Below are 20,281 nucleotides of genomic sequence, written 5' to 3'. Positions count from 1 at the left end.
TCAGTCGTTTTCCGGCGCCCAGGCGATCAGGCGCCGCAGCAGCGCATCCACCGCGGCCCACAGCAGCACGGTCATCAGCACCAAAATAAACAGCGCGGCGAAGCAGACGTCGGTCTGCATGCGCGCGTTGGCGTTCAGCATCACATAGCCCAGCCCTTCGGCCGAGCCGACCCATTCGCCGATGATGGCGCCGATCGGCGCGACGGCGGCGGCCATGCGCAGGCCGGAGCCGAAGGCCGGTAGCGCCGCCATCAGCCGCACGTGCCGCAGCTGCGCCCAGCGCGAAGCGCGCATCGTGCGCGCCAGATCGAGATAGTCGTTGTTGACCCGCCGCAGCCCATCGAAAAAGGCCGACACCACCGGGAAGAAAATCACCAGCACCGCCATCGCCACCTTGGCGCTCATGCCGAAGCCGAACCACAGCACCAGCAGTGGCGCCAGGGCGAATACCGGTATCGCCTGGCTGGTGAGCACCAGCGGCATCAGCCAGCGCTGCAGCCGCGGCGAGAAGATCATGCACAGCGCCAGCGCCGCGCCGAGCAGCACGCCCAGCGCCAGCCCGCTGACGATCTCCGAAGCGGTGATCAGCGTGTGCCAGGCGAGATAGCCGCGCCCGTCCCACAGCGCCTGCGCCACCGCGCCCGGCGTGGGCAGCAGGAAGGCCGGAATGCCGCTTTGCGCCGCCAGCCACCACAGCAGCAGCAGGCCGACGAACACCGTCAGCCCGCGCCGCAGGCGGGTGAGGCCGCGCTCTTTGGCGATATTCATTGCGCGGCCCTCACCAGCTGTTGCAGCAGCTCGGCCTGGCTTTTCAGCAGGCCGGCGTCATCCGGCGCACGCGGCGGTTGCCCGCTGATGCGGTGGCTATCATCGAGGCCCAGCGGCCAGGGCGACAGCACCAGCAGCCGGTGGCTCAGGCGGCAGGCTTCCATCGGGTCGTGGGTGATCAGCAGCACGGTGTTTTGCGCCAGCAGTTCGGCGGCCAGGCTCTGGATCTCGGCGCGGGTAATGGCGTCCAGTGCGGAAAAGGGTTCGTCCATCAGCACGATCGGCTGGCGTTCGTAGAGCGTGCGGGCGATGGCAGCGCGCTGGCGCATGCCGCCGGACAGCGCGGCGGGCAGGCTGCGGCCGTGAGCGGCCAGGCCCACGCGTTCCAGCAGGTGCGCCGCCCACGCCCGGTCCGGCGTTTCGCCGCGCAGCCGCGAGCCGAGGGCGACGTTCTCTTCGACGGTCAGCCACGGGTAGAGCAGGTCTTTTTGCCCCATGTAGGCGATGCGCCCGGCGATCGGCAGGCCGTCGCTGCCGGTCACCGTGCCTGAGGTGGCCTGCGCCAGGCCGGCGATGATCTTCAGCAGGCTGGTTTTGCCGGCGCCGCTGGCGCCGAGCAGGGCGACGAAGCTGCCGCCGGCGATGTCGAAGCTCAGCCGCTCAAAGACCGTCTGTTGACCGAAGCGCAGAGTGAGATCCCGCACCTGGATGCCGGGCGGGAGACGCGGGGAGGTCATGAGGCGTTCAGCCCCATCTGCCAAAATGCCGATTCCAGCTGGGTGGCGGTGGTGAAAATCTGCGCCAGCTCGGGGAAGCGGCCTGGTGCGCCGCGCTGGTGGCCGACGGTCTCGAGCAGCTCGATGGCGGCGCGCACGCCGGCCAGATAGCCCTCGTCGCCGTAGTTGCGGATCCAGGAGGCGTAAGGATTGCCCTCCATTTGGGTGGCGGGATCGTGCAGCAGCCGCAGGCCGATTTCGGCATAGCCGGCCACGCAGGGCAGCAGGCCGGCCAGCAGGTCGAGGGCGTCGCCGGCATGGCCGATATCCAGTACGTAGCGGGTATAGTTCATGGTTTCCGCCGCTTCCGGCTGGGCGGCGATCTGCGCTTCGCTCAGCCCCCATTCGGCGCAGTAGGCCACGTGCAGCGGCAGTTCGGCGACGATGCCGTTGAGCGAGGCGGTGGCGGCGCGCATCTCCGGCAGGGTGCGCAGCTTGCTGACCAGCAGCGCGTAGGCGCGGGCGAAGTGCAGCAGGAACAGATAGTCCTGGGTCAGGTAGCGGCGAAACGCGCGTTCGGGCAAGGTGCCGGCGGCCAGCTGCTGCAGAAACGGGTGATCGACGTAGTCCTGCCAGTGGCTGCCGGCTTGTTGGCGCAGCCGGCCGTAAAGACCGCTTTCGAACAGGGTGGTGATGGACATGGGACCTCCTTGAGTCAGTGGAGATCCGGGCACGCTGGGGTATGAACAGGCAACGGGTGAGAGCGTTGTTGCCTAACCGTCCCTTCGCTGGCATGACCCAGATCAGGTTCAAAGGGTTCGGCTTGCGCCATCTCAGCCCGTAACAGGACACCCCTCGGAGCTGCTTGTTATACGACATTTGTTTTTTGATTACAATCGCCGGGCGGCGCGGCGGCAATCGGTTCGTTTAGTGCGATCGGGGGCGATTTTGCTGGCGCAGGGCGCGCGGTTTTTGTCACTGTAGGCCGATGATTTGCCTTTGAGGATGATGCCCGATGAAAAAGATTGGTTTTCTCTCGTTTGGCCACTGGTCGCCTTCCGCCCAGTCCGGCACCCGTTCCGCGGCGGATGCGCTGCTGCAGTCCATCGATCTGGCGGTCGCCGCCGAAGATCTGGGGGCGGACGGCGCCTATTTTCGCGTACACCACTTCGCACGCCAGCTGGGGTCGCCGTTCCCGCTGCTGGCCGCCATCGGCGCCAAAACCCAACGCATCGAGATCGGCACCGGCGTGATCGACATGCGTTATGAAAATCCGCTGTACATGGTGGAAGACGCCGGCGCGGCGGATCTGATCGCCGGCGGGCGGCTGCAGCTCGGCATCAGCCGCGGCTCGCCGGAGCAGGTGATCGACGGCTGGCGCTATTTCGGCTATGCCCCGGCCGACGGCGAGAGCGACGCGGACATGGCCCGCCGCCATACCGAAGTGTTCCTGGAAGCGCTGCGCGGTGAGGGGTTCGCCGAGCCCAATCCACAGCCGATGTTCCCGAATCCGCCCGGGCTGCTGCGGCCGGAGCCGTTTTCCGCCGGGCTGCGCGATCGCATCTGGTGGGGCGCCGGTTCGAATGCCACCGCCGTCTGGGCGGCGAAGCTGGGCATGAACCTGCAAAGCTCGACGCTCAAGAACGACGAAACCGGCGAACCCTTCCATATCCAGCAGGCCAAGCAGATCCGCGCCTACCGCGCCGCCTGGCAAGAGGCGGGCCATGCGCGCGAGCCGCGGGTTTCCGTCAGCCGCAGCATCTTCGCGCTGGTGGATCAGCGGGATCGCAACTACTTCGGCGGCGGCGGCAAGGAGGGCGATCAACTGGGGTATATCGACGCGCAGACCCGGGCGATCTTCGGCCGCAGCTATGCCGCCGAGCCGGACGAGCTGATCAAGCAGCTGGCGCAGGACGAGGCCATCGCCGAAGCGGATACGCTGCTGCTGACCGTACCTAACCAGCTGGGCGTGGATTACAACGCCCACGTCATCGAATCGATTTTAACCCATGTCGCGCCGGCGCTCGGCTGGCGCTAAACGGAGGAGTGGCATGTCACGCATTTTCATTACCGGTTCGGTAGACGGGCTGGGCCGCGCCGCCGCGCAAACGCTGTTGGACGAAGGGCATCAGGTAATTCTGCATGCGCGTGAGCCCGGCCGTTTGGACGCGGTGCGCGATCTGCTGGATCGCGGCGCACAGGCGACGATCGGCGATCTGTCCGATGTGCAGCAGATCCGGCAGCTTGCCGAGCAGGTCAACCGCCTCGGCCGCCCGGACGCGGTGATCCACAACGCCGGTATGTTTACCGGGCCGCAGGTGGTGCCGGTGAACGTCGTTGCGCCCTACTTGCTGACGGCCCTGATCGAACGCCCCAAGCGTATCGTCTATCTGAGCAGCAGCATGCACTTTGACGGCGTGGCGGAACTGAACGGTGTGGACTGGCTCGGCGGCGCAGCCGGCTCCTATTCGGACAGCAAACTGTTCGTCACCGCGCTGGCCGCCGCTGTGGCGCGCCTGTGGCCTGACGTGATCAGCAGCGCGGTCGATCCCGGCTGGGTGCCGACCAAAATGGGCGGCGCGGATGCGCCAGACGATCTGGCGCTGGGGCATGTGACGCAGGCGTGGCTGGTGAGCAGCGATGAGCCGCAGGCTCTGGCGTCCGGCGGCTATTGGCACCATCAACAGCGCTTCGAACCTCACGCGGCGGTATACGACGAGGCGTTTCAAACGGCGCTGCTGGCGCAATTGGCGCGCGCCGGCGGGGTGAGCCTGCCGCAGGCTTGAGGACAGTGCTTTGTTGGCCCGTCGGCGCTTGCCGGCGGGCTTTTTTATGCCCGCAGGGTGAACCGGAGAGGCTTTTCTTATACAGTGGCTGTCTGACCTGTTTTGCTTGTTCTTCCTATTATCGCCATGCATACATTCCTGATTATCGTCCCTGAAGGGGGCATGCTGTTCGAAGCGGCGGGCATCGCCGATATCCTGATGCAGGCTAACCGTCTGAGCCCTGCCGAGGCGCCGCTGTATCAGATCGCGGTCGCCACCACGCAATCCCATCGGGTGGTACACGGCCTGTCCGGGCTGAGCCTGTTGGCCGACCACCGCCTGGCGGATCTCGATCCGGCCCTGCCGCGCGATACCGTCATTGTTGCCGGCAAGGGGGCGACCGAAGAAGAGGGCGCCCTGGTGGCGGATTGGCTGCGCCGCGCGGCCCCGCAGGCGCGCCGGATCGCTTCCGTTTGCGGCGGGGCTCTGCTGCTGGCCGAAGCCGGGTTGCTGGACGGGCGGCGGGCGACTACCCACTGGCGGCTGGCGGAAACGCTGCAGGCGCGCTTCCCGCGGGTGCAGGTCGAGAACGGCCCGATCTACGTGCAGGACGGGCCGATCTGGACCTCCGGCGGCGTCAGTTCCGGCTTCGATCTGACGCTGGCGCTGGTGGAGGACGACTACGGCTTCGTGCAGGCGCGCGAAGTGGCGCAGGATCTGGTGATGTTTCTGCGCCGCCCCGGCGGGCAGGCGCAGTTCAGCCGCTACCCGCTCAACCAGGCCAAATCGCCTGGCCCGATCCGCGACCTGCAGTCCTGGATCCTGGAAAACCTCGCCGACGATCTCAGCGTCGATCGGTTGGCCGAACGCGTGGCGATGAGCCCGCGCAACTTTACCCGGGTGTTCACCCGCGAGACGGGCATTTCTCCCGCCAAATTCGTCGAAGAAGGGCGGTTGCATACCGCCAGGCAGCGCCTCGAGCAGAGTGCGGAGGGCATCGAACAGATCGCGCTGGCCACCGGCTTCGGCAACGGCCTTAACCTGCGGCGGGTGTTTGAGCGCAAACTGCAGCTGACCCCGAGCGAATACCGCGAACGCTTCCACGCGCGCAATTTGGCGTAAATTGATCGTTAAACGTCATTTACGCCGCCTCGGGGCAGGGCTAGATTTGAGGCAAAGCCCAAACGAGGAGAGCATCATGGTGAAAGTAGGCATTAACGGCTTCGGCAGGATCGGGCGCAACGTGCTGCGCGCGGCGCTGGGGCGCTGCGGTTTTGAAGTGGTGGCGATCAACGATCTGACGGACAGCAAAACGCTGGCGCACCTGCTGAAATACGACACGCTTTCCGGCACGCTGGCGGCCAAAGTGGAAGCCGGCGACAACCAGCTGCTGCTGGACGGCCGGCCAATTCAGGTGTTTTCGCAGCGCGATCCCGCCGAAATCCCCTGGCGCAGCGTGGGCGTGGACGTGGTGATCGAAGCGACGGGCTTCTTTACCGATAAAGCCAAGGCGGAAGTGCACATCACGCACGGCGGCGCTAAGCGGGTGATTATCTCGGCGCCGGCCAAGAACGACGACATCACCATCGTCATGGGGGTTAACGACCAGCTCTACGATCCGGCGCTGCATAAAGTGGTCAGCAACGGCAGCTGCACCACCAACGGGCTGGCGCCCGCCGCGCAGGTGCTGCATCAGGCGTTCGGCATCGAATACGGGCTGATGAACACCACTCACGCCTATACCAACAGCCAGGCGCTGCACGATCAGCCGGAAAAAGATCTGCGCGGCGCGCGGGCGGCGGCGGAGTCGATCGTGCCTTACTCCAGCGGCGCGGCCAAGGCGCTCGGCAAGGTGATCCCGGATCTCGACGGCCGCCTGACCGGTTACTCGCTGCGGGTGCCGGTACCGGTCGTCTCGATCGTCGATCTGACGGTGACGCTGAAACGCCCGGCGACGGTGGAGGAGATCAACGCCGCTTTCCGCGCGGCGGCGGCGTCCGGCCCGCTGAAAGGGATCCTGGGGTACAGCGATGAACCGCTGGTGTCGAGCGACTATCGGGGCGACGCGCGCTCGTCGATTATCGACGGCCTGTCCACGCTGGTCATCGGCGGCAATCTGGTGAAGGTGCTCGCCTGGTATGACAACGAGTGGGGCTTCTCCAACCGCTTGGTCGATCTGGCGCTGCTGATGGAAAAACGCGGGCTGTAAACGCCCAACAGCAAAAAGCCCGCTTAAGTTTCCTTAAGCGGGCTTCTCTAAATATGGCTCCTCTGACTGGACTCGAACCAGTGACATACGGATTAACAGTCCGCCGTTCTACCGACTGAACTACAGAGGAATCGTGTGAACGGGGCGCATCATATCCAGCCGCCCCGGGTGTGTCAACGCTAAATTGCCCCAGGCGGCGCGACTGCTCGGTATCTGAGCAATATGCCCGTCAGTCAGCCCATTGCGCATCGTTTTCCGCCTGGCCGCGCAGCAGGCGCGCCAGCGGATCCTGGCGGTAGAAGCGGCAAAAGTGCTGATACAGCGCCGGAAAGCGTTCTGCCAGCAGCTCGGGGGCGCTGAAAAAATACTCCGACAGCACGGCGAAGCACTCGGCCGCATCGGTGGCGGCGTAGGCGTCCATGCTGGCGGCCTCTTCGCCGACCATGTCGATCTCGTCCTGCAGACTTTCCATCGCGGCGTGCAGATCGTGCTCCCAGGCGGCCACTTCGCGCAGCGGGATCGGCGGCACGCCGGTGGCGACGCCGCCGTTGCGCATATCCAGCTTGTGCACCGCTTCGTGGATCACCAGATTGAAACCGGAGAGATCGAAAGAGTCCTGCACGTCTTGCCAGTTGAGCACGATCGGCCCTTGTTCCCAGCTCTGGCCGGACTGCACCACCGGCCCCGAGTGCACCAGGCCAATTTCGTCCTGCCATTCGTCTTCCACCACGAACGGGGTGGGGTAGAGCAGGATTTCGTTGAAGCCGTCGAGGCACTCCGCGCCGAGCTCCAGCACCGGCAGGGCGAACAGCAGGGCGATGCGCGCCTGCATTTGCGAGGTGAGCTGCAGCCCCTGCAGCGGCACGATGCGCTTTTGCTGCAAGATTTGCCCGGCGACGGCCACCAGCCGCTGCCGCTCCTGCTCATTCAGCGGCGAGAGCAGCGGGATCGCCAGCGCGTCCTGCCACTGGGCCTCGATGTCTGCCTGGGATTGAGAGGGTTGAGTCGCTTTCCACGGCCATTTAATCATCAGGTTGCTCGTAAACTCATCACTTGAACGTTCAGCGGTATGCTAATGCTGTAAAAATGCCGCAAAAGCGGGCATGATAGCAAGCGTTGTCAGGAGAGATGCCGGAGCGGCTGAACGGACCAGTCTCGAAAACTGGAGTAGGGGCAACTCTACCGGGGGTTCAAATCCCCCTCTCTCCGCCACTATTCAATCACTTACGAATAAATCTTTCAACGATCCCCATCACAGTAAAACCACCGTTCTTATCGGCTGTCGTTCTTATTTTCCTGTCCCGACCCTTTGCCGACGTTATCAAACCGTCTTTTCGTCTTACCGTTTGTCATGTTGTGAACGATAGGGCGGGTTTGACGCCGCCCGTTGCCGATGGGATTGACTCACTCTGTAAACCCGATGCGCCTTGATATTTCTCGTGCGGGATTACTTGTCCGGCAGCGCATAGGCGATAATGTAGTCGCCGCGCATCGGTGATTGGCGTGCGCCCCCCGCATTGATGACAATGTACTGTTTGCCGGTTTTCGGCGAAAGGTAAGTCATCGGGCCGGATTGGCTCCCGACCGGCAAGCGCGATTTCCAAATCTCTTTACCGTTGGCGGTGTCAAAGGCGCGTAAATAGAAGTCCTGCGTGCCGGCGAAAAACAGAAGACCCGACTGCGTCGACAGCGGCGCGCCCAGCGTTGGCATGCCGATAGGGATCGGCATATGCATGCTGATGCCGAGCGGCCCGGTATCCTCGACTGTCCCGACAGGGACCTGCCACACCAATTTGCCGGTAGTCAGGTCCACGGCGGACATCGTGCCGAACGGCGGTTTCTGGCAGGGGATCCCCAGCGGGGAGAGGAACCGTTCTCGCAGGGCCCCGAACGGGGTGCCCTCCATCGGGACTATCCCCATTTCAATACCGCTGGCGTTGGTCGGCACCTTATCCCGCGGCACCAGATAATGCGCCAATCCCAGACGCATGTCGTTAACGAACATCAGGTTATTGTGGGGATCCACGGCGACGCTGCCCCAGTTCATTCCTCCCAGGGAGCCTGGGTATTGCAGGGCGCGGTCTTCACCCGGCGGGGTGAAAATGCCTTGATAGCGCATTTCTTTAAACTGAATGCGGCATAACAGCAGGTCAATCGGCGTTGCGCCCCACATATCCGACTCTTTCAGTTGTTCATTGCCAATCATCGGCATCCCCACTGAGTACGGCTGGGTGGGGGAATAGCGTTCACCCTTGATAGCTCCCGTTGGCACCGGGCGTTCTTCAACTTGCGCGACGGGCTCGCCGGTCACGCGGTTAAGCATGAAAATCATGCCTTGCTTGCTGGTTTGCACCAGAACCGGCGTAATGCCGCCTTTGCCGTCGGGCAAATCGAACAACAGTGGCTGTGAGGGCAGATCGAAGTCCCACAAATCGTGGTGGGTCGTCTGATAGTGCCAGCGAACTTTGCCGGTAGCGGCGTCTACGGCGACGACGGCGGAGCTGTATTTGTCGTCCAGCGCGCTGCGAGTGCCGCCGAAAAAGTCTGGCGTCGCGTTGCCTGTGGGTAAATAGATGAGGTTCAACCGCTTGTCATAGGACATGGCTGACCAGACATTCGGCGTGCCGCGAGTATAGGTTTGCCCCTCCGGCGGCAGGCCGCTCAGTTCAGGGTTGCCCGGATCCCAGGCCCACACGAGGTTGCCGGAGTGAACATCATAAGCTCGAACAACGCCGGGAGGCTCATCGGTGGAAAAGTTGTCCGCTACGCGTCCCCCCACGACGACGATTTCTCCGGCCACCAGCGGCGTGGAGGTTTGTTGATAATAGCCCGGTTTGATTTCGCCCATGCCGCTGCCGAGATCGACGGTACCGCGATCGCCAAAGGCGTCGCACAATTTCCCCGTGTCGGCATCAAGGGCGATGAGTCTGGCGTCAATTGTGGGCAGGAACAAACGACGCGAACAGATCGCGGGTGGGCGACTCGAGCCTGTTGCTGCAGGAGCGGCGTGATCCTCGTAGTAACCCAGGCCCCGGCAGCGCTGCCAGTTCGGCGAGGCGGCCTGCGGATCGAAACGCCATTTTTCTTTCCCGCTATCCACATCTAAAGCCAGCACTTTACTGTACGGGGTGCAGACATAAAGCGTGTCGCCGACCTGCAAAGGCGTATTCTGATCTTCCGCGCCCGAACCTTTGCTCACGGGAAGATCGCCGGTATGGGCAGTCCAGGCCACCTGCAAGCGGGAAACGTTCTGCTTGTTTATTTGATCAAGTGCGGCGAAGCGATCGCCGTGCGGGGTATTTCCCCAGTGCTCCCAATTCTTTTGTTGCTCGCCGGCGGCTACTGGAAATACGGGGATGGTTTTCGTCGCGCTGACCAGCGGTTGGGATCTGAACATCCACCCGAAGCTGACCCCCAGCCCGATGGCCAGGATCGCCGCTAAGCCGAAAGCCGGGCCTTTTTTGGCCGAATGACCGGGCATCAATGGCCAGGCGATAGCGCAAAGAAACGCTAAAACGCCGAGGGTGAAAAGGCGCGAGAACAGCGGCCAGTAATGCCAGCCGGCATCGGCGACGGCCCAAAACAGGGAGGCGACGAAGGCGATCGCGTACAGGATAATGCCGCTGCGACGGCGCCGGGCAATCAGTACGGCGGCGATAATCATCGCCAGACCCATCGCCACGAAATAAAACGTTCCGCCGACGAAGGCCAATCTGGTGCCGAGAAGGCAGATTGCCAGGCCGATAATGAACATCAATCCGGCAAGAAACCACAGGAGGTACTTCTTCCCGTCCCGCGTCCTGTGTGCTTTTTGCATATGAGCTCCTTAGTGATTTTTCTCTGAGGCGGTTAAAAAGGGGAATGAGGTGGCGTTGCGCCTTCGGGCTGGGGCGCCGCGTGTTTGCAGCCGGAAGGCGTCTGTACCGAAGAAAGGAAGGGGGGGAATGTCATTCCCGCTATCCTGTCGTCGCTGTTCAAACGGGGGCTACTCCGCGCGTTCAGCGCATGTCATTTGAACGTGCGTCAAGGTAAGCCTTATACCCATGCCCTGCCGCTTGGCGAACTTGATGGCGCCCTTTGGCGACGATCATCGCCACCGTCAATAGCGCCGGCAGCGCCAGCACGGTGAAAATGGTGCTTAAGCTCCAACCGAGCGCCAGCATTTCAGCGCCGGCCAGCGCGCTCAATATGGCGCCCAAACGACCGATGCCGTGCATCCAGCTGGAGCCGGTAGCCCGGGCTTCGGTGGGATAAAAACTGGCCGACAGGGCGTTCATGCCGGTGTTGGCTCCTCCGATGCAGAATCCGATCGCCATCGCGCAGCCTCCCATCAGGACGGGGTAGCCCATCGCCGGCCCCATAAGCAGGGTGAACAGCGCCCCCATCCCATAAATGGACGCCAAAGCGCGATGCGGTTCGGACCTGTCCATCAGCCAGCCGGAAAACAGTGAGCCCAGCGTGCCGCCCGCCTGAAACAGGGCGGTGATGATCGCCGCTTGCGTGACGTTGAAGCCGCCGTCTTTAATCAGCAACGGCAGCCAGCTGCCCAACGTATAGAACAGAAACAGCGCGGAAAAATACGATCCCCACAGCATTAAACTGCCGAAACGGTACTGCGGGCTCACCACTAATTTGATGGGGTGCGCGCAGGCCTGGTTTGGCGGGGGCAATATGATGGTGCTGTGCTGAAGATCGAGGTCGGGCGCCAGTTTCGCCAAAATACGCTGAATTCCGTCGTTTTTCGCCCGTTTCTCCACCAGGAAACACACCGATTCGGGTAATGCTGCCATCAGCACGGGCGCGAACAGCAGGGGCAAGATCCCGCCGAGCAGCAGCACGGAATGCCAGCCGAAGCGTGGCATTAGCCAAGAGGCGGCGAATCCGCCCAAGGCGGCGCCAAAGGTGAAGCCGCAGAAGACCACGGTAATCAAGAAAGCGCGGCGCCGGGCAGGCGCGAATTCCGCCACCAGGGTGCCGACATTCGGCATGGCGGCGCCCAGCCCCAAGCCAGTGAGCAGGCGAAATAACATCATCTGCTCCATATTTTGAGAAAACGCCGTCACCAGCGTCCAAACGCCAAAAAAGAATACGCTGTTGATGATGACCACTTTGCGGCCGAACCTGTCTGACAATGGCCCGGAAAGCATCGCGCCCAGCGACAGGCCAATCAGCGCCGCGCTGATCACCAGCCCCAGCTCGCGATTAGTGATTTGCCAATCGGCCTTAAGCTCTGGCGCAATGAATCCCATGATAACGATATCGAATCCATCCAGAGCAATGATGCAAAAGCCGAGCAGCACGACCATCTTTTGCCATTTCCCTAAGGGGCGGCTGTCGATCAGCGCCCGAACATTGATTGCGTTGTTTCCCGACATGGGGGCTCCCGGTGCAGTAGTTGAGTGTCATCACTATAAGCAGCCGTTGGTGGGGCAATAAATGTCGATTATCGAAATAATGTGCGTTTATCGGACGATGAGGTGAGAGGGAAGTGAGGGTGGAATGTTAACCTTATGCTATGAAAAGGGATTGCCGTGGGAATGGCTGAGCCGGAAGCGGTTGAGAGTGTGAGCGCGATCATTAACCTTTTCAGTAAGATGAAAGAATGAGCGGGCCTTGATGGCCCGCACGGTTAACGCATGGCGGTGAGCCGAACCGGGGCGTTGGCGGCCCCGAAGCCGCGGTAGCTGCCCCGACGTTCCAATAACTCGAAGAAGAAGCGCCCTTTCTCGTAGGCGACGGTATAGACGTGCAGTAATTCTCCACCTTGCTCGTCTCGATCGTAGAGCACATTGAACGCTTGCAGCTGCGAAAGGAAAACGGGATCAAGATCGAAACGCGCTCTGAGGTCTTGATAGTAGTTATCGGGGATGCTCAGCGTTTTTAATCCACGCTGCTGAGCCGCTTTCACGACGCTGAACAAATCATTACAGCCAAAGGCGACATGCTGTAATCCCGCGCCCTGATAGGTGGTTAATGCCTGGGCGATTTGGGTTTCCCGGCTCACCGACATATTCAGCGGCAGCCGGATGGCGTCGTTGGGGCTGCGCAACACGCGGCTGCGCACCAAACCCAACGGATCGGGCAGTTCCCACTCGTTGTCCTGCACAAAACCCGGCACGCTGCGCAGGAACATGATCCAGTTGCCGCAAGATTCGTCCGTCAGCGCTATCGCGAGGTGATCGATGCTCTGCAGTGCAGGCGGCGGCGCGCTGCGATGCGTCAGATGAAAATCGGTGTGATAAATATCGTTCTTGGGATCTTCGTCCGCCTCGACCAGATAAATCAGGCTGCCGTCCGGTGCGCACAGGGCGGGAATTTGCCGCTCGTTGGGGCCGGTTTCTCCTTGCCAGAGGGCGTAACCGTAGTCTTGCGCCCGTTGCAGTAAACGCGCTACGCCGCGAACCCGCCACGCCACGGCGCAAAGAGAAATGCCGTGCAAGTGATAATAGCCGCTGGCCTGACTTTCCGGTTGGGCATTCAGAATGACATTCACTTTGCCGTTGCGATAGAGGGCGACGCTTTTGGAGCGGTGTTCGCCGGCGTGAACCAATCCCAACTGCGTCAGCCATTGGCCCATCGCCAGCCCATCGCTGTGCGAGACGGCAAATTCGATAAACTCCAGCGCCAGCAAGGGGGGATGCGCTTCTGAATGAAATAATGAATGTTCTATGAGCGAGGCCATGGCGTTGGGCAGCAGAGGCTGTTTGGCCAGCCAGTCATAGGTTTGTTCCTCCAGCCACAACAACGATCGGAAACCGTCCTGAGCCGTGGGAAGCACCGGCGAGGCGCGGAAACCATCGTTAAATATCTCCAGCGACCAGGCGCCGCGATAGCCATGCGCGGAAAGTTGAGTCATGAACTGAGCCAGGTTCAGCTCCCCTTGGCCGGGGAAACAGCGGAAATGGCGGCTCCAGGCGAGCACGTCCATCTTCAGCAGCGGGGCGTCCGCCAGTTGTACAAACACAATTTTTTCGGGGGGGACTTCATCAAGGCCGTCAAGATTATCGCCGCGCGACAGGATATGAAAACTATCGAGAATGATCCCCAGCGCCGGATGGTCTACGGCCTTAACCCGCGCCCAGGCGTCGCGCCACAGGTTCACGTGACGTCCCCATGCCAGCGCTTCATAACCGACAGTAATATCATACTCGGCGGCCAACTCCGCCAACGCGCGCAAATCGCTCACTTGCGTGGCCAGGTCTTCGCTGCTGTCGGGCGAGACATTACTGCAGAGCAGCATGCGCGAGCAGCCCAATTGCTGCATGACGTCGAACTTGCGCGCTGCGCGTGAAAGGTTCTGCGCCAGGCTTTCGCGCGGGCCGCCTTCGAAGTCTCGAAACGGCTGGAACAGCAAAATTTCCAGGCCCAGTTCGGCGCACAGCTCACGGATTTGCGCCGGTGAACCGGGGTAATAGACCAGATCGTTATCGAAAATTTCGACGCCATCAAAGCCTGCGGCGGCGATAGCCCGCAGTTTTTCCGGCAGCGAGCCCGATACCGAGACCGTCGCGATAGAACGTTTCATCATTGCCTCCAGTTAAGCGGTCATGGATGACCTGAAAGCGACCATTCAGTAGCGAGGCGGACCACCGACGGGAATTGAAACCTGTTATGGACCAAATGAAATGTTTCGTCAATTCAGAACATTCCATGACTTTTGGTTATATAAAGCGATCGATTTTCTCACTTTACTTTTACATATTGCGCTTCCTACACTCTGTCGACATGTACCCTCAAATAATAAGGATACCGGGATGAAAAGTGATTGGATGGCGCGAGAACTGGTGCATCGCGATTACAGCCATCACCCGCCTGCGCTGGCGCCGCTGTATAAAACCAGCGTGCTGCGATCGCCGCGCAATGCATTAATTTCATTGCAAAACTCGCTGTCTGAACTGACCGCACCCGTGTTCACGCCAACGGATATCGGCCCGATTGATCACGATCTGATTCTGAACTACGCCAAAGACGGCTTACCGATCGGCGAGCGGATCATCGTGCATGGATATGTGCGCGATGCCTTCGGGGCGCCGGTGCGCAACGCCCTGGTCGAGGTATGGCAGGCCAATGCGGGAGGGCGCTATCGTCACAAGAAGGATCAGTATCTGGCGCCTATCGATCCCAATTTTGGCGGCTGCGGCAGGATGCTGACCGACGACAACGGGTATTACTGTTTTCGCACCATCAAGCCGGGCCCGTACCCCTGGCGCAATCAGGTCAGCGACTGGCGTCCGGCGCATATTCACTTCTCGCTCTCCGGCGAGGCGTTCGCGCAGCGGTTGATCACGCAGATGTATTTCGAAGGCGATCCGTTGCTCGTTCGTTGCCCCATCTTGCAGTCGGTAGGCAGCGACGATGCGATGCGCACGCTGATTGCCGAGCTGGATATGCACGCCGCCGTGCCGCTGGACAGCCTGGCCTACCGCTTCGATCTGGTGCTGCGCGGCCACCGGGCCACGTGGTTTGAGAACCGTACACAGGGAGCCGCGTGATGAAAAAGTATTTGTCTGAAACGGCCTCGCAAACCGCCGGCCCTTATGTGCACATCGGTTTGGCGCCGCATGCCGCCGGTTTTGACATTTTTGAGCGTAATTTCACCCATGTGTTGACGCAACCGGAAACGCGCGGGGAACGCATCGTGGTGGAAGGGCATGTTTATGACGGTACCGGCACGCCGGTGCGAGACGCGCTGGTTGAAGTCTGGCAGGCCAACGCCGCCGGGCGATATCAGCATCCCGCCGACGGCCAACGAGATAAACCCGACGACCCCGCTTTTCGCGGCTGGGGGCGAACCTGTTCGGATTTCACCAGCGGCCTGTGGCAATTTGAGACGATTAAACCGGGCAGAGTGATGGGGCGCGACGGCCGGCTGATGGCGCCTCATCTCAATTTATGGATCGTGGCCCGCGGCATCAACATCGGGTTGAACACGCGTCTTTACTTCGCCGACGAGCAGGCGGCGAACGCTGAAGATCCGGTGTTGAACCTCATTGAATGGGAGAAACGGCGCGGCACGTTATTGGCGCAAAGGCGGCAGCGCGGTGATCAGACGGTATACCATTTCGATATCTGGCTACAGGGCGAGAACGAGACCGTTTTTTTTGATATTTGACCTCCGTTCGCCCTGTGAATGAGCTTGCCGCGTCGGCGGCAAGTTAATACTATAAATCATGAACATGACTTCTCGCTTTAGCCAACGCATCCGCCTGCGTCATCTGCACGCCTTTGTCGCTACCGCGCAGCAGGGGACGCTGGTGCGCGCCGCACAGCAATTGGGCATCACGCAGCCCGCCCTCTCCAAAACGCTCAATGAACTGGAAAGCCTGGCCGGCGAGCGCCTGTTTTCGCGCAGCCGGCAGGGGGCAGAGCTGACCGCCGCCGGGGCGCGTTTCCTGCAGGATGCGGGGCGCGTTTTGGATGCGCTGAATGTGTTGGGGCGTACGGTCGCATCGGACAGCGAGGCGCTGCCGGCGCCGCTGCATATCGGGGCGCTGCCCACCACGCTGGTGAGTTTGGTCGCGCCGGTCGTGGTGGGGTTGCAGCAGCAATCGCCAGGTTGGCGCATGCAGGTTTCGACGCTGGCCAACGATGCGCTGATGATGGCGGTGAGATCCGGGCAATTAACCTTAGGGATAGGGCGTATGTCAGACCCCTCTCGCATGGAGGGGCTCAATTTCGAGCTGCTGTATCATGAAACGCTGCGGCTGGTGGTTTCCCCCCATCATCCGCTGCTGCATGCGGATGTCACGCTGGCGGAGGCCCTGAGTTGGCCATTGGTGCTCTCACCGCGTGGGACCGTACCGCGCCAGAATGCGGAGGCGCTCATTGTCAGCCACGGGCTGGCCGTGCCGGAAGGCTGCGTCGAGACCTTGTCGGTCACGCTGGCGCGCTGCCTGACGTTGCAGTATGGCTATGTTTGGCTGGTGCCTTACGGCGCGGTGCGCGACGATCTGTTCGGCAATCACCTGCGTGCGCTGCCGTTGCCTACTCAGGGAATGGCAGAACCGTTGGGCATCATTACCCGGCAAGAGGCGTTCACGCCCCCTGAGCAGCAGCGCCTGGTCGCAGCGCTGCGTCAGAGAGTACTGGATGTGCCGGTATAAACGGCTGTTCTATTCGACCGGCGGCTGCCCGGCATCGTGTTCCGCAAAGACGGATTGCGCCAAATGAAAGGCGGCGTTCGAGGCGGGCAGGCCGCAGTAAAGCGCCGCATGCATCAGGACTTCTTTGAGCTCTTCGCGCGTGACGCCGTTGTTGAAGGCGGCTCGTATATGCATTTTCAGTTCAGCTTCGCGATTCAAGGCGATCAACATCGCGATGGTGATCAGGCTGCGGGTATGGCGCGACAGACCCGGACGCGTCCACATTTCCCCCCAGGCGTAGCGAGTGATGAAATGTTGAAATTCCTCGTTGAACGGCGACAGCGCCGCGAGGGTATTATCGACATGCTCATCGCCCAATACGGCTCTGCGCACCGTCATGCCTTGCTGATAGCGTTGCCGCTGCGTGAGCTGTTCATCCAAAAAGGCCCGGAAAGTGCGATTGAATGCCCGCCAGGCCTCGACGCTGGAAAGGTGAGAGGCGGGTAAGATGACGCATTGAGCGCCGGGAATGCCCGCCACTAACGCTTTGGCATCATCGACGGTGGTTACCGCGTCGTCATGTCCGGCGATAATCAGCGTCGGCACGAGGATCCCTTCCAACTCGGCGCGTAAATCGGCGTTCGCCAATGCTTCGCAGCAAGCGGCATAGCTGTTGGGATCGCAGGCGGTCAGCTGTTTCAATAATGCTTGCACCCTGGCGGGGGCGGATTGGCAAAATGCCGGCGTGAACCAGCGTGATGCTGCGCCATCGCTGACGGCGGACATCCCCGACTGACGCACTTGCGCGGCGCGTTGTCGCCAATTCGCCGCCGTTCCAATTTTTGCTGCGCTATTGGCGATGGTCAACGTCAGCAAGCGCTCGGGATGAAAACGCGCCAGCCATAATCCCGTTAACCCCCCCATGGAGATACCGCAAAAATGGACGCGCTCAATCGCCAGAGCGTCCAGCAATGACAGCACCTGTCTGCCCAGCAGCGCCAGCGATCCGGGTTGTTCACCGGGCGGCGATGCGCCGTGGCCGGCAACGTCGTAGCGCAGAATGCGATAGTGGGAGATGAGCGCGTCGCGCTGCGGTTGCCACATTGCCAATGACGTCCCCAGCGAGTTGCTGAACAGAATGACCGGGGCGTTTTCGGGCCCTTCCAGGACATAATTCAACATCATTGCTCCTTTTCGGCCGATGCCAGAACTTGTTGAATGAAACGCTGTGCGCTGCCTGTGGCATTGGCCGGATCGAGCAACGTCTCCAGAGCCTCCCGGCTGAGTCGGGAAGAGACTTCCGCATCGGCGCACAGCAGGGTTAACAGGGATTGCTGCGTTGCCTGAGCCTGGCGGCAACATTGCGCGATATGCTGGTGCGCCTGCTGGCGGCCGAGAAGCGGGGCTAAGGCCAGGGAAACCGATTCAGCCATGATCTGCCCCTGCGTCAGCGCCAGATTGCGCCGCATCGCCGCTTCATGCACCTCCAGGCCGTTAACGAGGTCAAGGCTTTGCGCCATTGCCGCTCCGCTCAGCACCAGGAGCTGCGGCAGGCTTTGCCACTCGGCCTGCCAGCCTCCCAGCGCGCGTTCGTGCTCTTGCACCTGGCCGGCATACAATCCCGCCATCAGCGCAGGCAAGCGGTTAGCCGCGCTGAGGATGGCGGCGCAGAGTACCGGATTGCGCTTATGCGGCATGGTGGAGGAGCCGCCGCGACCCGGGGCCGAAGGTTCGCTGATTTCAGCGACCTCGGTTTGCATCAACAGCGACATGTCACGCGCCAGCTTGCCGAGCGTGCCCGTGAGTCCGGCATACCAGCCGGCCAGTTCCAGCAACCGGTCGCGTTGGGTATGCCACGGCGTGGCGCTGCGCGGCAGCGCCAGCGCTTCCGCCAGCGCCTGCTCGACGCGTTCTCCCTGCTCGCCGAATGAGGCGAGCGTGCCGGCGGCACCGCCGAATTGCAGCGCCAGCACGCGTGGCCGCATTTCAGCCAGACGAACCCGAAAGCGCAGCAAGGCGTCCAGCGTGCCAGCCAACTTCAGCCCCAGCGTCGTGGGTAACGCGTGTTGCAGCCAGGTGCGGCCGACCATTAACGTTGCGCTATGGCGCCGACATTGCGCCGTCAGCGCCGCAATCAGATGATTGAGCAGCGTGTCGGTTTGGCTGAGCGCGCTGCGCAGTTGCAGCACCAGTCCGCTGTCAATCGCATCCTGACTGGTTGCCCCCCAGTGAACGAAGCGCGCCGCGTCCGGCGAGCGTTGAGCCACCAGCGCCGTCAACTGTTTGACGAGCGGAATCGCTAAGTTGCCCGCCAATCCGGCGGACTGCGCCAGCGCGGCGGCGTCGAGTTTTTCCGCCCGGCAGTGGCTGCGTATGATTCGAGCAGACTCGTCATCGATAATCCCTGCAGATGCCAGGGCTTGCGCCAGGCCGGCTTCAAAATCGAGCATGCCCTGTAGCAGGGCCGTATCGCTGAAGCAGGGCGTTAATGGCGACGTCATAAACATTGCGCTATAGAGTGACATTGGTTATATCCGTTCCAGAATCAAGGCGACGCCCTGCCCAACACCTACGCACATGGTGCACAGGGCAAAGCGCCCGCCGGTGCGACGCAGCTGATAAGCGGCGGTCATGGCCAGCCTGCCGCCGGATGCGCCCAGAGGATGGCCCAGCGCGATGGCGCCGCCGTTAGGGTTGACCTGTTCCGCATCATCCGGTAACCCCAGGGCGCGCGTCACGGCCAGCGCCTGGGCGGCAAAGGCCTCATTCAACTCGATGACGTCCATTTGCGCCAGGCTCAAACCGGTTTGCGCCAGTACCTTGCGGACCGCGGGAACCGGCCCGTAACCCATGATGCGCGGCTCTACGCCGCAGGCGGACATGGCGACCACCCGCGCCAGCGGGGCGAGTCCATACTGCACCGCCGCGCGTTCGCTGGCAATGAGCAGGGCGCTGGCCCCGTCGTTGATGCCCGAGGCGTTGCCGGCGGTGACGCTCCCCTCGGCGTGTACGACGCCCTTCAGTGCGGACAGCGCGGCCAAAGAGGTGCTGCGGGGATGTTCGTCGCGAACCATGCTGAGCGGTTCGCCTTTACGTTGCGGAATGCTGACGGCGATCAGTTCCTCATCAAACAGGCCCAGCTCCTGAGCGCGGGCGGTGCGTTGTTGGCTGCGCAATGCAAAGGCGTCTTGATCGGCGCGGCTGACGGCGAATTCGCGAGCCACATTTTCGGCGGTTTCAGGCATGGTTTCGACACCGAACTGAGCGCGCATTTGCGGATTGATAAAGCGCCATCCCATCGTCGTATCTTCCATTTTCAGCGATCGGCTGAAGGCGCTGTCCGCTTTGCCGGTGACAAAGGGCGCGCGCGACATGCTTTCCACGCCGCCCGCGATGATGACCTCCGCTTCGCCGCATTTAATGGCGCGCGCCGCCATCCCTACCGCGTCCAATCCCGAACCGCACAGGCGATTGAGGGTGGTGCCCGGCACGGAGTGCGGCAATCCGGCCAGCAGCAGCGCCATTCGCGCCACGTTGCGGTTGTCTTCACCGGCCTGGTTGGCGCACCCCAGAATAACGTCATCAATGGCCTGGGGATCCAGCTGCGGCAGTCTGGCAAGCAGCGCCTTCAGGGGCAGGGCGGCCAAATCGTCGGCGCGCAGCGCGGATAATGCGCCGCCGTAACGGCCAAAGGGCGTACGAACGGCATCGCAGATTAAAGCCTGTTGCATGGCGATTTCC

Annotated in this window: 17 protein-coding genes, 2 tRNA genes, 1 pseudogene and 1 riboswitch; of the genes and pseudogenes, 8 read left to right on the top strand and 12 right to left on the bottom strand. The window is 62.0% G+C overall.

All coding sequences use genetic code 11. The features are described 5' to 3' along the window. Genes REA38_RS00760 through REA38_RS00750 form a run of 3 tightly spaced genes read right to left on the bottom strand, consistent with a single transcriptional unit; the run spans window position 1 to window position 2,185 of the window. A complete protein-coding gene (locus REA38_RS00760; RefSeq protein ID WP_041035801.1) occupies window positions 1-768 on the bottom strand; it encodes an ABC transporter permease in 768 nt (255 codons plus the stop codon). After that, entirely contained in the window at window positions 765-1,505 is a 741-nt protein-coding gene (locus REA38_RS00755) for an ABC transporter ATP-binding protein (protein ID WP_193169388.1), read from the bottom strand. The genes REA38_RS00760 and REA38_RS00755 overlap by 4 nt, the downstream gene beginning before the upstream one ends. Continuing rightward, window positions 1,502-2,185 (bottom strand): TenA family protein, encoded by a 684-nt coding sequence (locus REA38_RS00750; protein ID WP_060438514.1) that lies wholly within the window; start codon window positions 2,183-2,185, stop codon window positions 1,502-1,504. The genes REA38_RS00755 and REA38_RS00750 overlap by 4 nt, the downstream gene beginning before the upstream one ends. A 62-nt stretch (window positions 2,186-2,247) precedes the next feature. Beyond that, a riboswitch (TPP riboswitch) is annotated at window positions 2,248-2,350 on the bottom strand. 149 nt (window positions 2,351-2,499) lie between these two features. Here REA38_RS00750 and REA38_RS00745 point away from each other — a divergent pair. From REA38_RS00745 to gap, 4 genes are all read left to right on the top strand, one after another. Next, window positions 2,500-3,522, top strand: coding sequence for an LLM class flavin-dependent oxidoreductase (locus REA38_RS00745; protein WP_033635151.1), 1,023 nt, complete (start codon window positions 2,500-2,502; stop codon window positions 3,520-3,522). A gap of 13 nt (window positions 3,523-3,535) precedes the next feature. Beyond that, window positions 3,536-4,270: an SDR family NAD(P)-dependent oxidoreductase gene (locus tag REA38_RS00740; RefSeq protein ID WP_308884560.1), complete on the top strand. Its 735-nt coding sequence runs from the start codon at window positions 3,536-3,538 to the stop codon at window positions 4,268-4,270. Between the two features lie 126 nt (window positions 4,271-4,396). Beyond that, window positions 4,397-5,371: a GlxA family transcriptional regulator gene (locus tag REA38_RS00735; RefSeq protein WP_049234372.1), complete on the top strand. Its 975-nt coding sequence runs from the start codon at window positions 4,397-4,399 to the stop codon at window positions 5,369-5,371. Window positions 5,372-5,447: 76 nt separating this feature from the next. Further along, complete coding sequence (gene gap, locus REA38_RS00730; protein WP_308884557.1) at window positions 5,448-6,458, top strand: type I glyceraldehyde-3-phosphate dehydrogenase; 1,011 nt, start codon at window positions 5,448-5,450, stop codon at window positions 6,456-6,458. A gap of 54 nt (window positions 6,459-6,512) precedes the next feature. Here gap and REA38_RS00725 read toward each other — a convergent pair. Beyond that, window positions 6,513-6,588 (bottom strand) — tRNA-Asn (locus REA38_RS00725). A 99-nt stretch (window positions 6,589-6,687) separates the two neighbouring features. After that, a complete protein-coding gene (mtfA, locus tag REA38_RS00720; protein WP_033635147.1) occupies window positions 6,688-7,488 on the bottom strand; it encodes a DgsA anti-repressor MtfA in 801 nt (266 codons plus the stop codon). Window positions 7,489-7,580: 92 nt separating this feature from the next. On the opposite strand from mtfA, the gene REA38_RS00715 reads away from it, so the two are divergent. Continuing rightward, window positions 7,581-7,670: transfer RNA gene (locus REA38_RS00715), tRNA-Ser, on the top strand. 235 nt (window positions 7,671-7,905) lie between these two features. Here REA38_RS00715 and REA38_RS00710 read toward each other — a convergent pair. The 3 genes from REA38_RS00710 to REA38_RS00700 all read right to left on the bottom strand — a co-directional run bounded on the left by REA38_RS00710 (window position 7,906) and on the right by REA38_RS00700 (window position 13,983). Continuing rightward, window positions 7,906-10,275 carry a glucose/quinate/shikimate family membrane-bound PQQ-dependent dehydrogenase gene (locus REA38_RS00710; RefSeq protein WP_308884556.1) on the bottom strand — a complete coding sequence of 790 codons (2,370 nt, stop codon included), beginning with the start codon at window positions 10,273-10,275 and terminating at the stop codon, window positions 7,906-7,908. Window positions 10,276-10,456: 181 nt separating this feature from the next. Next, entirely contained in the window at window positions 10,457-11,833 is a 1,377-nt protein-coding gene (locus tag REA38_RS00705) for an aromatic acid/H+ symport family MFS transporter (protein ID WP_308884554.1), read from the bottom strand. A gap of 254 nt (window positions 11,834-12,087) precedes the next feature. Beyond that, the gene (locus REA38_RS00700; protein ID WP_308884552.1) at window positions 12,088-13,983 is read right to left on the bottom strand and encodes a TIM barrel protein; all 1,896 of its coding nucleotides are present in this window, start codon (window positions 13,981-13,983) and stop codon (window positions 12,088-12,090) included. Window positions 13,984-14,212: 229 nt separating this feature from the next. On the opposite strand from REA38_RS00700, the gene pcaH reads away from it, so the two are divergent. The 3 genes from pcaH to REA38_RS00685 are packed head-to-tail and all read left to right on the top strand — an operon-like array spanning window position 14,213 to window position 16,561. Beyond that, a complete protein-coding gene (pcaH, locus tag REA38_RS00695) occupies window positions 14,213-14,950 on the top strand; it encodes a protocatechuate 3,4-dioxygenase subunit beta (protein WP_033647894.1) in 738 nt (245 codons plus the stop codon). Next, window positions 14,950-15,570 (top strand): protocatechuate 3,4-dioxygenase subunit alpha, encoded by a 621-nt coding sequence (pcaG, locus tag REA38_RS00690; RefSeq protein ID WP_033635143.1) that lies wholly within the window; start codon window positions 14,950-14,952, stop codon window positions 15,568-15,570. The genes pcaH and pcaG overlap by 1 nt, the downstream gene beginning before the upstream one ends. Window positions 15,571-15,628: 58 nt before the next feature. Next, a complete protein-coding gene (locus REA38_RS00685) occupies window positions 15,629-16,561 on the top strand; it encodes a LysR substrate-binding domain-containing protein (protein ID WP_033635142.1) in 933 nt (310 codons plus the stop codon). A 9-nt stretch (window positions 16,562-16,570) separates the two neighbouring features. Here REA38_RS00685 and pcaC read toward each other — a convergent pair whose 3' ends face one another. From pcaC to pcaF, 4 genes and pseudogenes are all read right to left on the bottom strand, one after another. Next, window positions 16,571-16,981 (bottom strand): 4-carboxymuconolactone decarboxylase, encoded by a 411-nt coding sequence (gene pcaC / locus REA38_RS00680; RefSeq protein WP_223182120.1) that lies wholly within the window; start codon window positions 16,979-16,981, stop codon window positions 16,571-16,573. After that, window positions 16,982-17,725, bottom strand: a pseudogene (pcaD, locus tag REA38_RS00675) (3-oxoadipate enol-lactonase); the annotation flags it as partial. It abuts the gene before it with no gap. Next, entirely contained in the window at window positions 17,722-19,065 is a 1,344-nt protein-coding gene (locus REA38_RS00670; RefSeq protein WP_164134310.1) for a 3-carboxy-cis,cis-muconate cycloisomerase, read from the bottom strand. The pseudogene pcaD and the gene REA38_RS00670, both read right to left, overlap by 4 nt. 3 nt (window positions 19,066-19,068) lie before the next feature. Then, the gene (pcaF, locus tag REA38_RS00665) at window positions 19,069-20,271 is read right to left on the bottom strand and encodes a 3-oxoadipyl-CoA thiolase (RefSeq protein WP_060425935.1); all 1,203 of its coding nucleotides are present in this window, start codon (window positions 20,269-20,271) and stop codon (window positions 19,069-19,071) included. Between the last annotated feature and the right edge of the window lie 10 nt (window positions 20,272-20,281).

Origin of the sequence: Serratia sp. MF1(2023) (assembly GCF_030954545.1) — a bacterium.
Classification (GTDB): domain Bacteria; phylum Pseudomonadota; class Gammaproteobacteria; order Enterobacterales; family Enterobacteriaceae; genus Serratia; species Serratia sarumanii.
The sequence above is the reverse complement of the archived record's forward strand: the minus strand, read 5'-3'. Positions and strand labels throughout refer to the sequence as shown.

Bases quoted from the DNA above. Each gene is read 5' to 3' on its own strand.
- REA38_RS00760 (WP_041035801.1), bottom strand. From the start codon at position 768: ATGAATATCGCCAAAGAGCGCGGCCTCACCCGCCTGCGGCGCGGGCTG.
- REA38_RS00755 (WP_193169388.1), bottom strand. From the start codon at position 1,505: ATGACCTCCCCGCGTCTCCCGCCCGGCATCCAGGTGCGGGATCTCACT.
- REA38_RS00750 (WP_060438514.1), bottom strand. From the start codon at position 2,185: ATGTCCATCACCACCCTGTTCGAAAGCGGTCTTTACGGCCGGCTGCGC.
- REA38_RS00745 (WP_033635151.1), top strand. From the start codon at position 2,500: ATGAAAAAGATTGGTTTTCTCTCGTTTGGCCACTGGTCGCCTTCCGCC.
- REA38_RS00740 (WP_308884560.1), top strand. From the start codon at position 3,536: ATGTCACGCATTTTCATTACCGGTTCGGTAGACGGGCTGGGCCGCGCC.
- REA38_RS00735 (WP_049234372.1), top strand. From the start codon at position 4,397: ATGCATACATTCCTGATTATCGTCCCTGAAGGGGGCATGCTGTTCGAA.
- gap (WP_308884557.1), top strand. From the start codon at position 5,448: ATGGTGAAAGTAGGCATTAACGGCTTCGGCAGGATCGGGCGCAACGTG.
- mtfA (WP_033635147.1), bottom strand. From the start codon at position 7,488: ATGATTAAATGGCCGTGGAAAGCGACTCAACCCTCTCAATCCCAGGCA.
- REA38_RS00710 (WP_308884556.1), bottom strand. From the start codon at position 10,275: ATGCAAAAAGCACACAGGACGCGGGACGGGAAGAAGTACCTCCTGTGG.
- REA38_RS00705 (WP_308884554.1), bottom strand. From the start codon at position 11,833: ATGTCGGGAAACAACGCAATCAATGTTCGGGCGCTGATCGACAGCCGC.
- REA38_RS00700 (WP_308884552.1), bottom strand. From the start codon at position 13,983: ATGAAACGTTCTATCGCGACGGTCTCGGTATCGGGCTCGCTGCCGGAA.
- pcaH (WP_033647894.1), top strand. From the start codon at position 14,213: ATGAAAAGTGATTGGATGGCGCGAGAACTGGTGCATCGCGATTACAGC.
- pcaG (WP_033635143.1), top strand. From the start codon at position 14,950: ATGAAAAAGTATTTGTCTGAAACGGCCTCGCAAACCGCCGGCCCTTAT.
- REA38_RS00685 (WP_033635142.1), top strand. From the start codon at position 15,629: ATGAACATGACTTCTCGCTTTAGCCAACGCATCCGCCTGCGTCATCTG.
- REA38_RS00670 (WP_164134310.1), bottom strand. From the start codon at position 19,065: ATGTCACTCTATAGCGCAATGTTTATGACGTCGCCATTAACGCCCTGC.
- pcaF (WP_060425935.1), bottom strand. From the start codon at position 20,271: ATGCAACAGGCTTTAATCTGCGATGCCGTTCGTACGCCCTTTGGCCGT.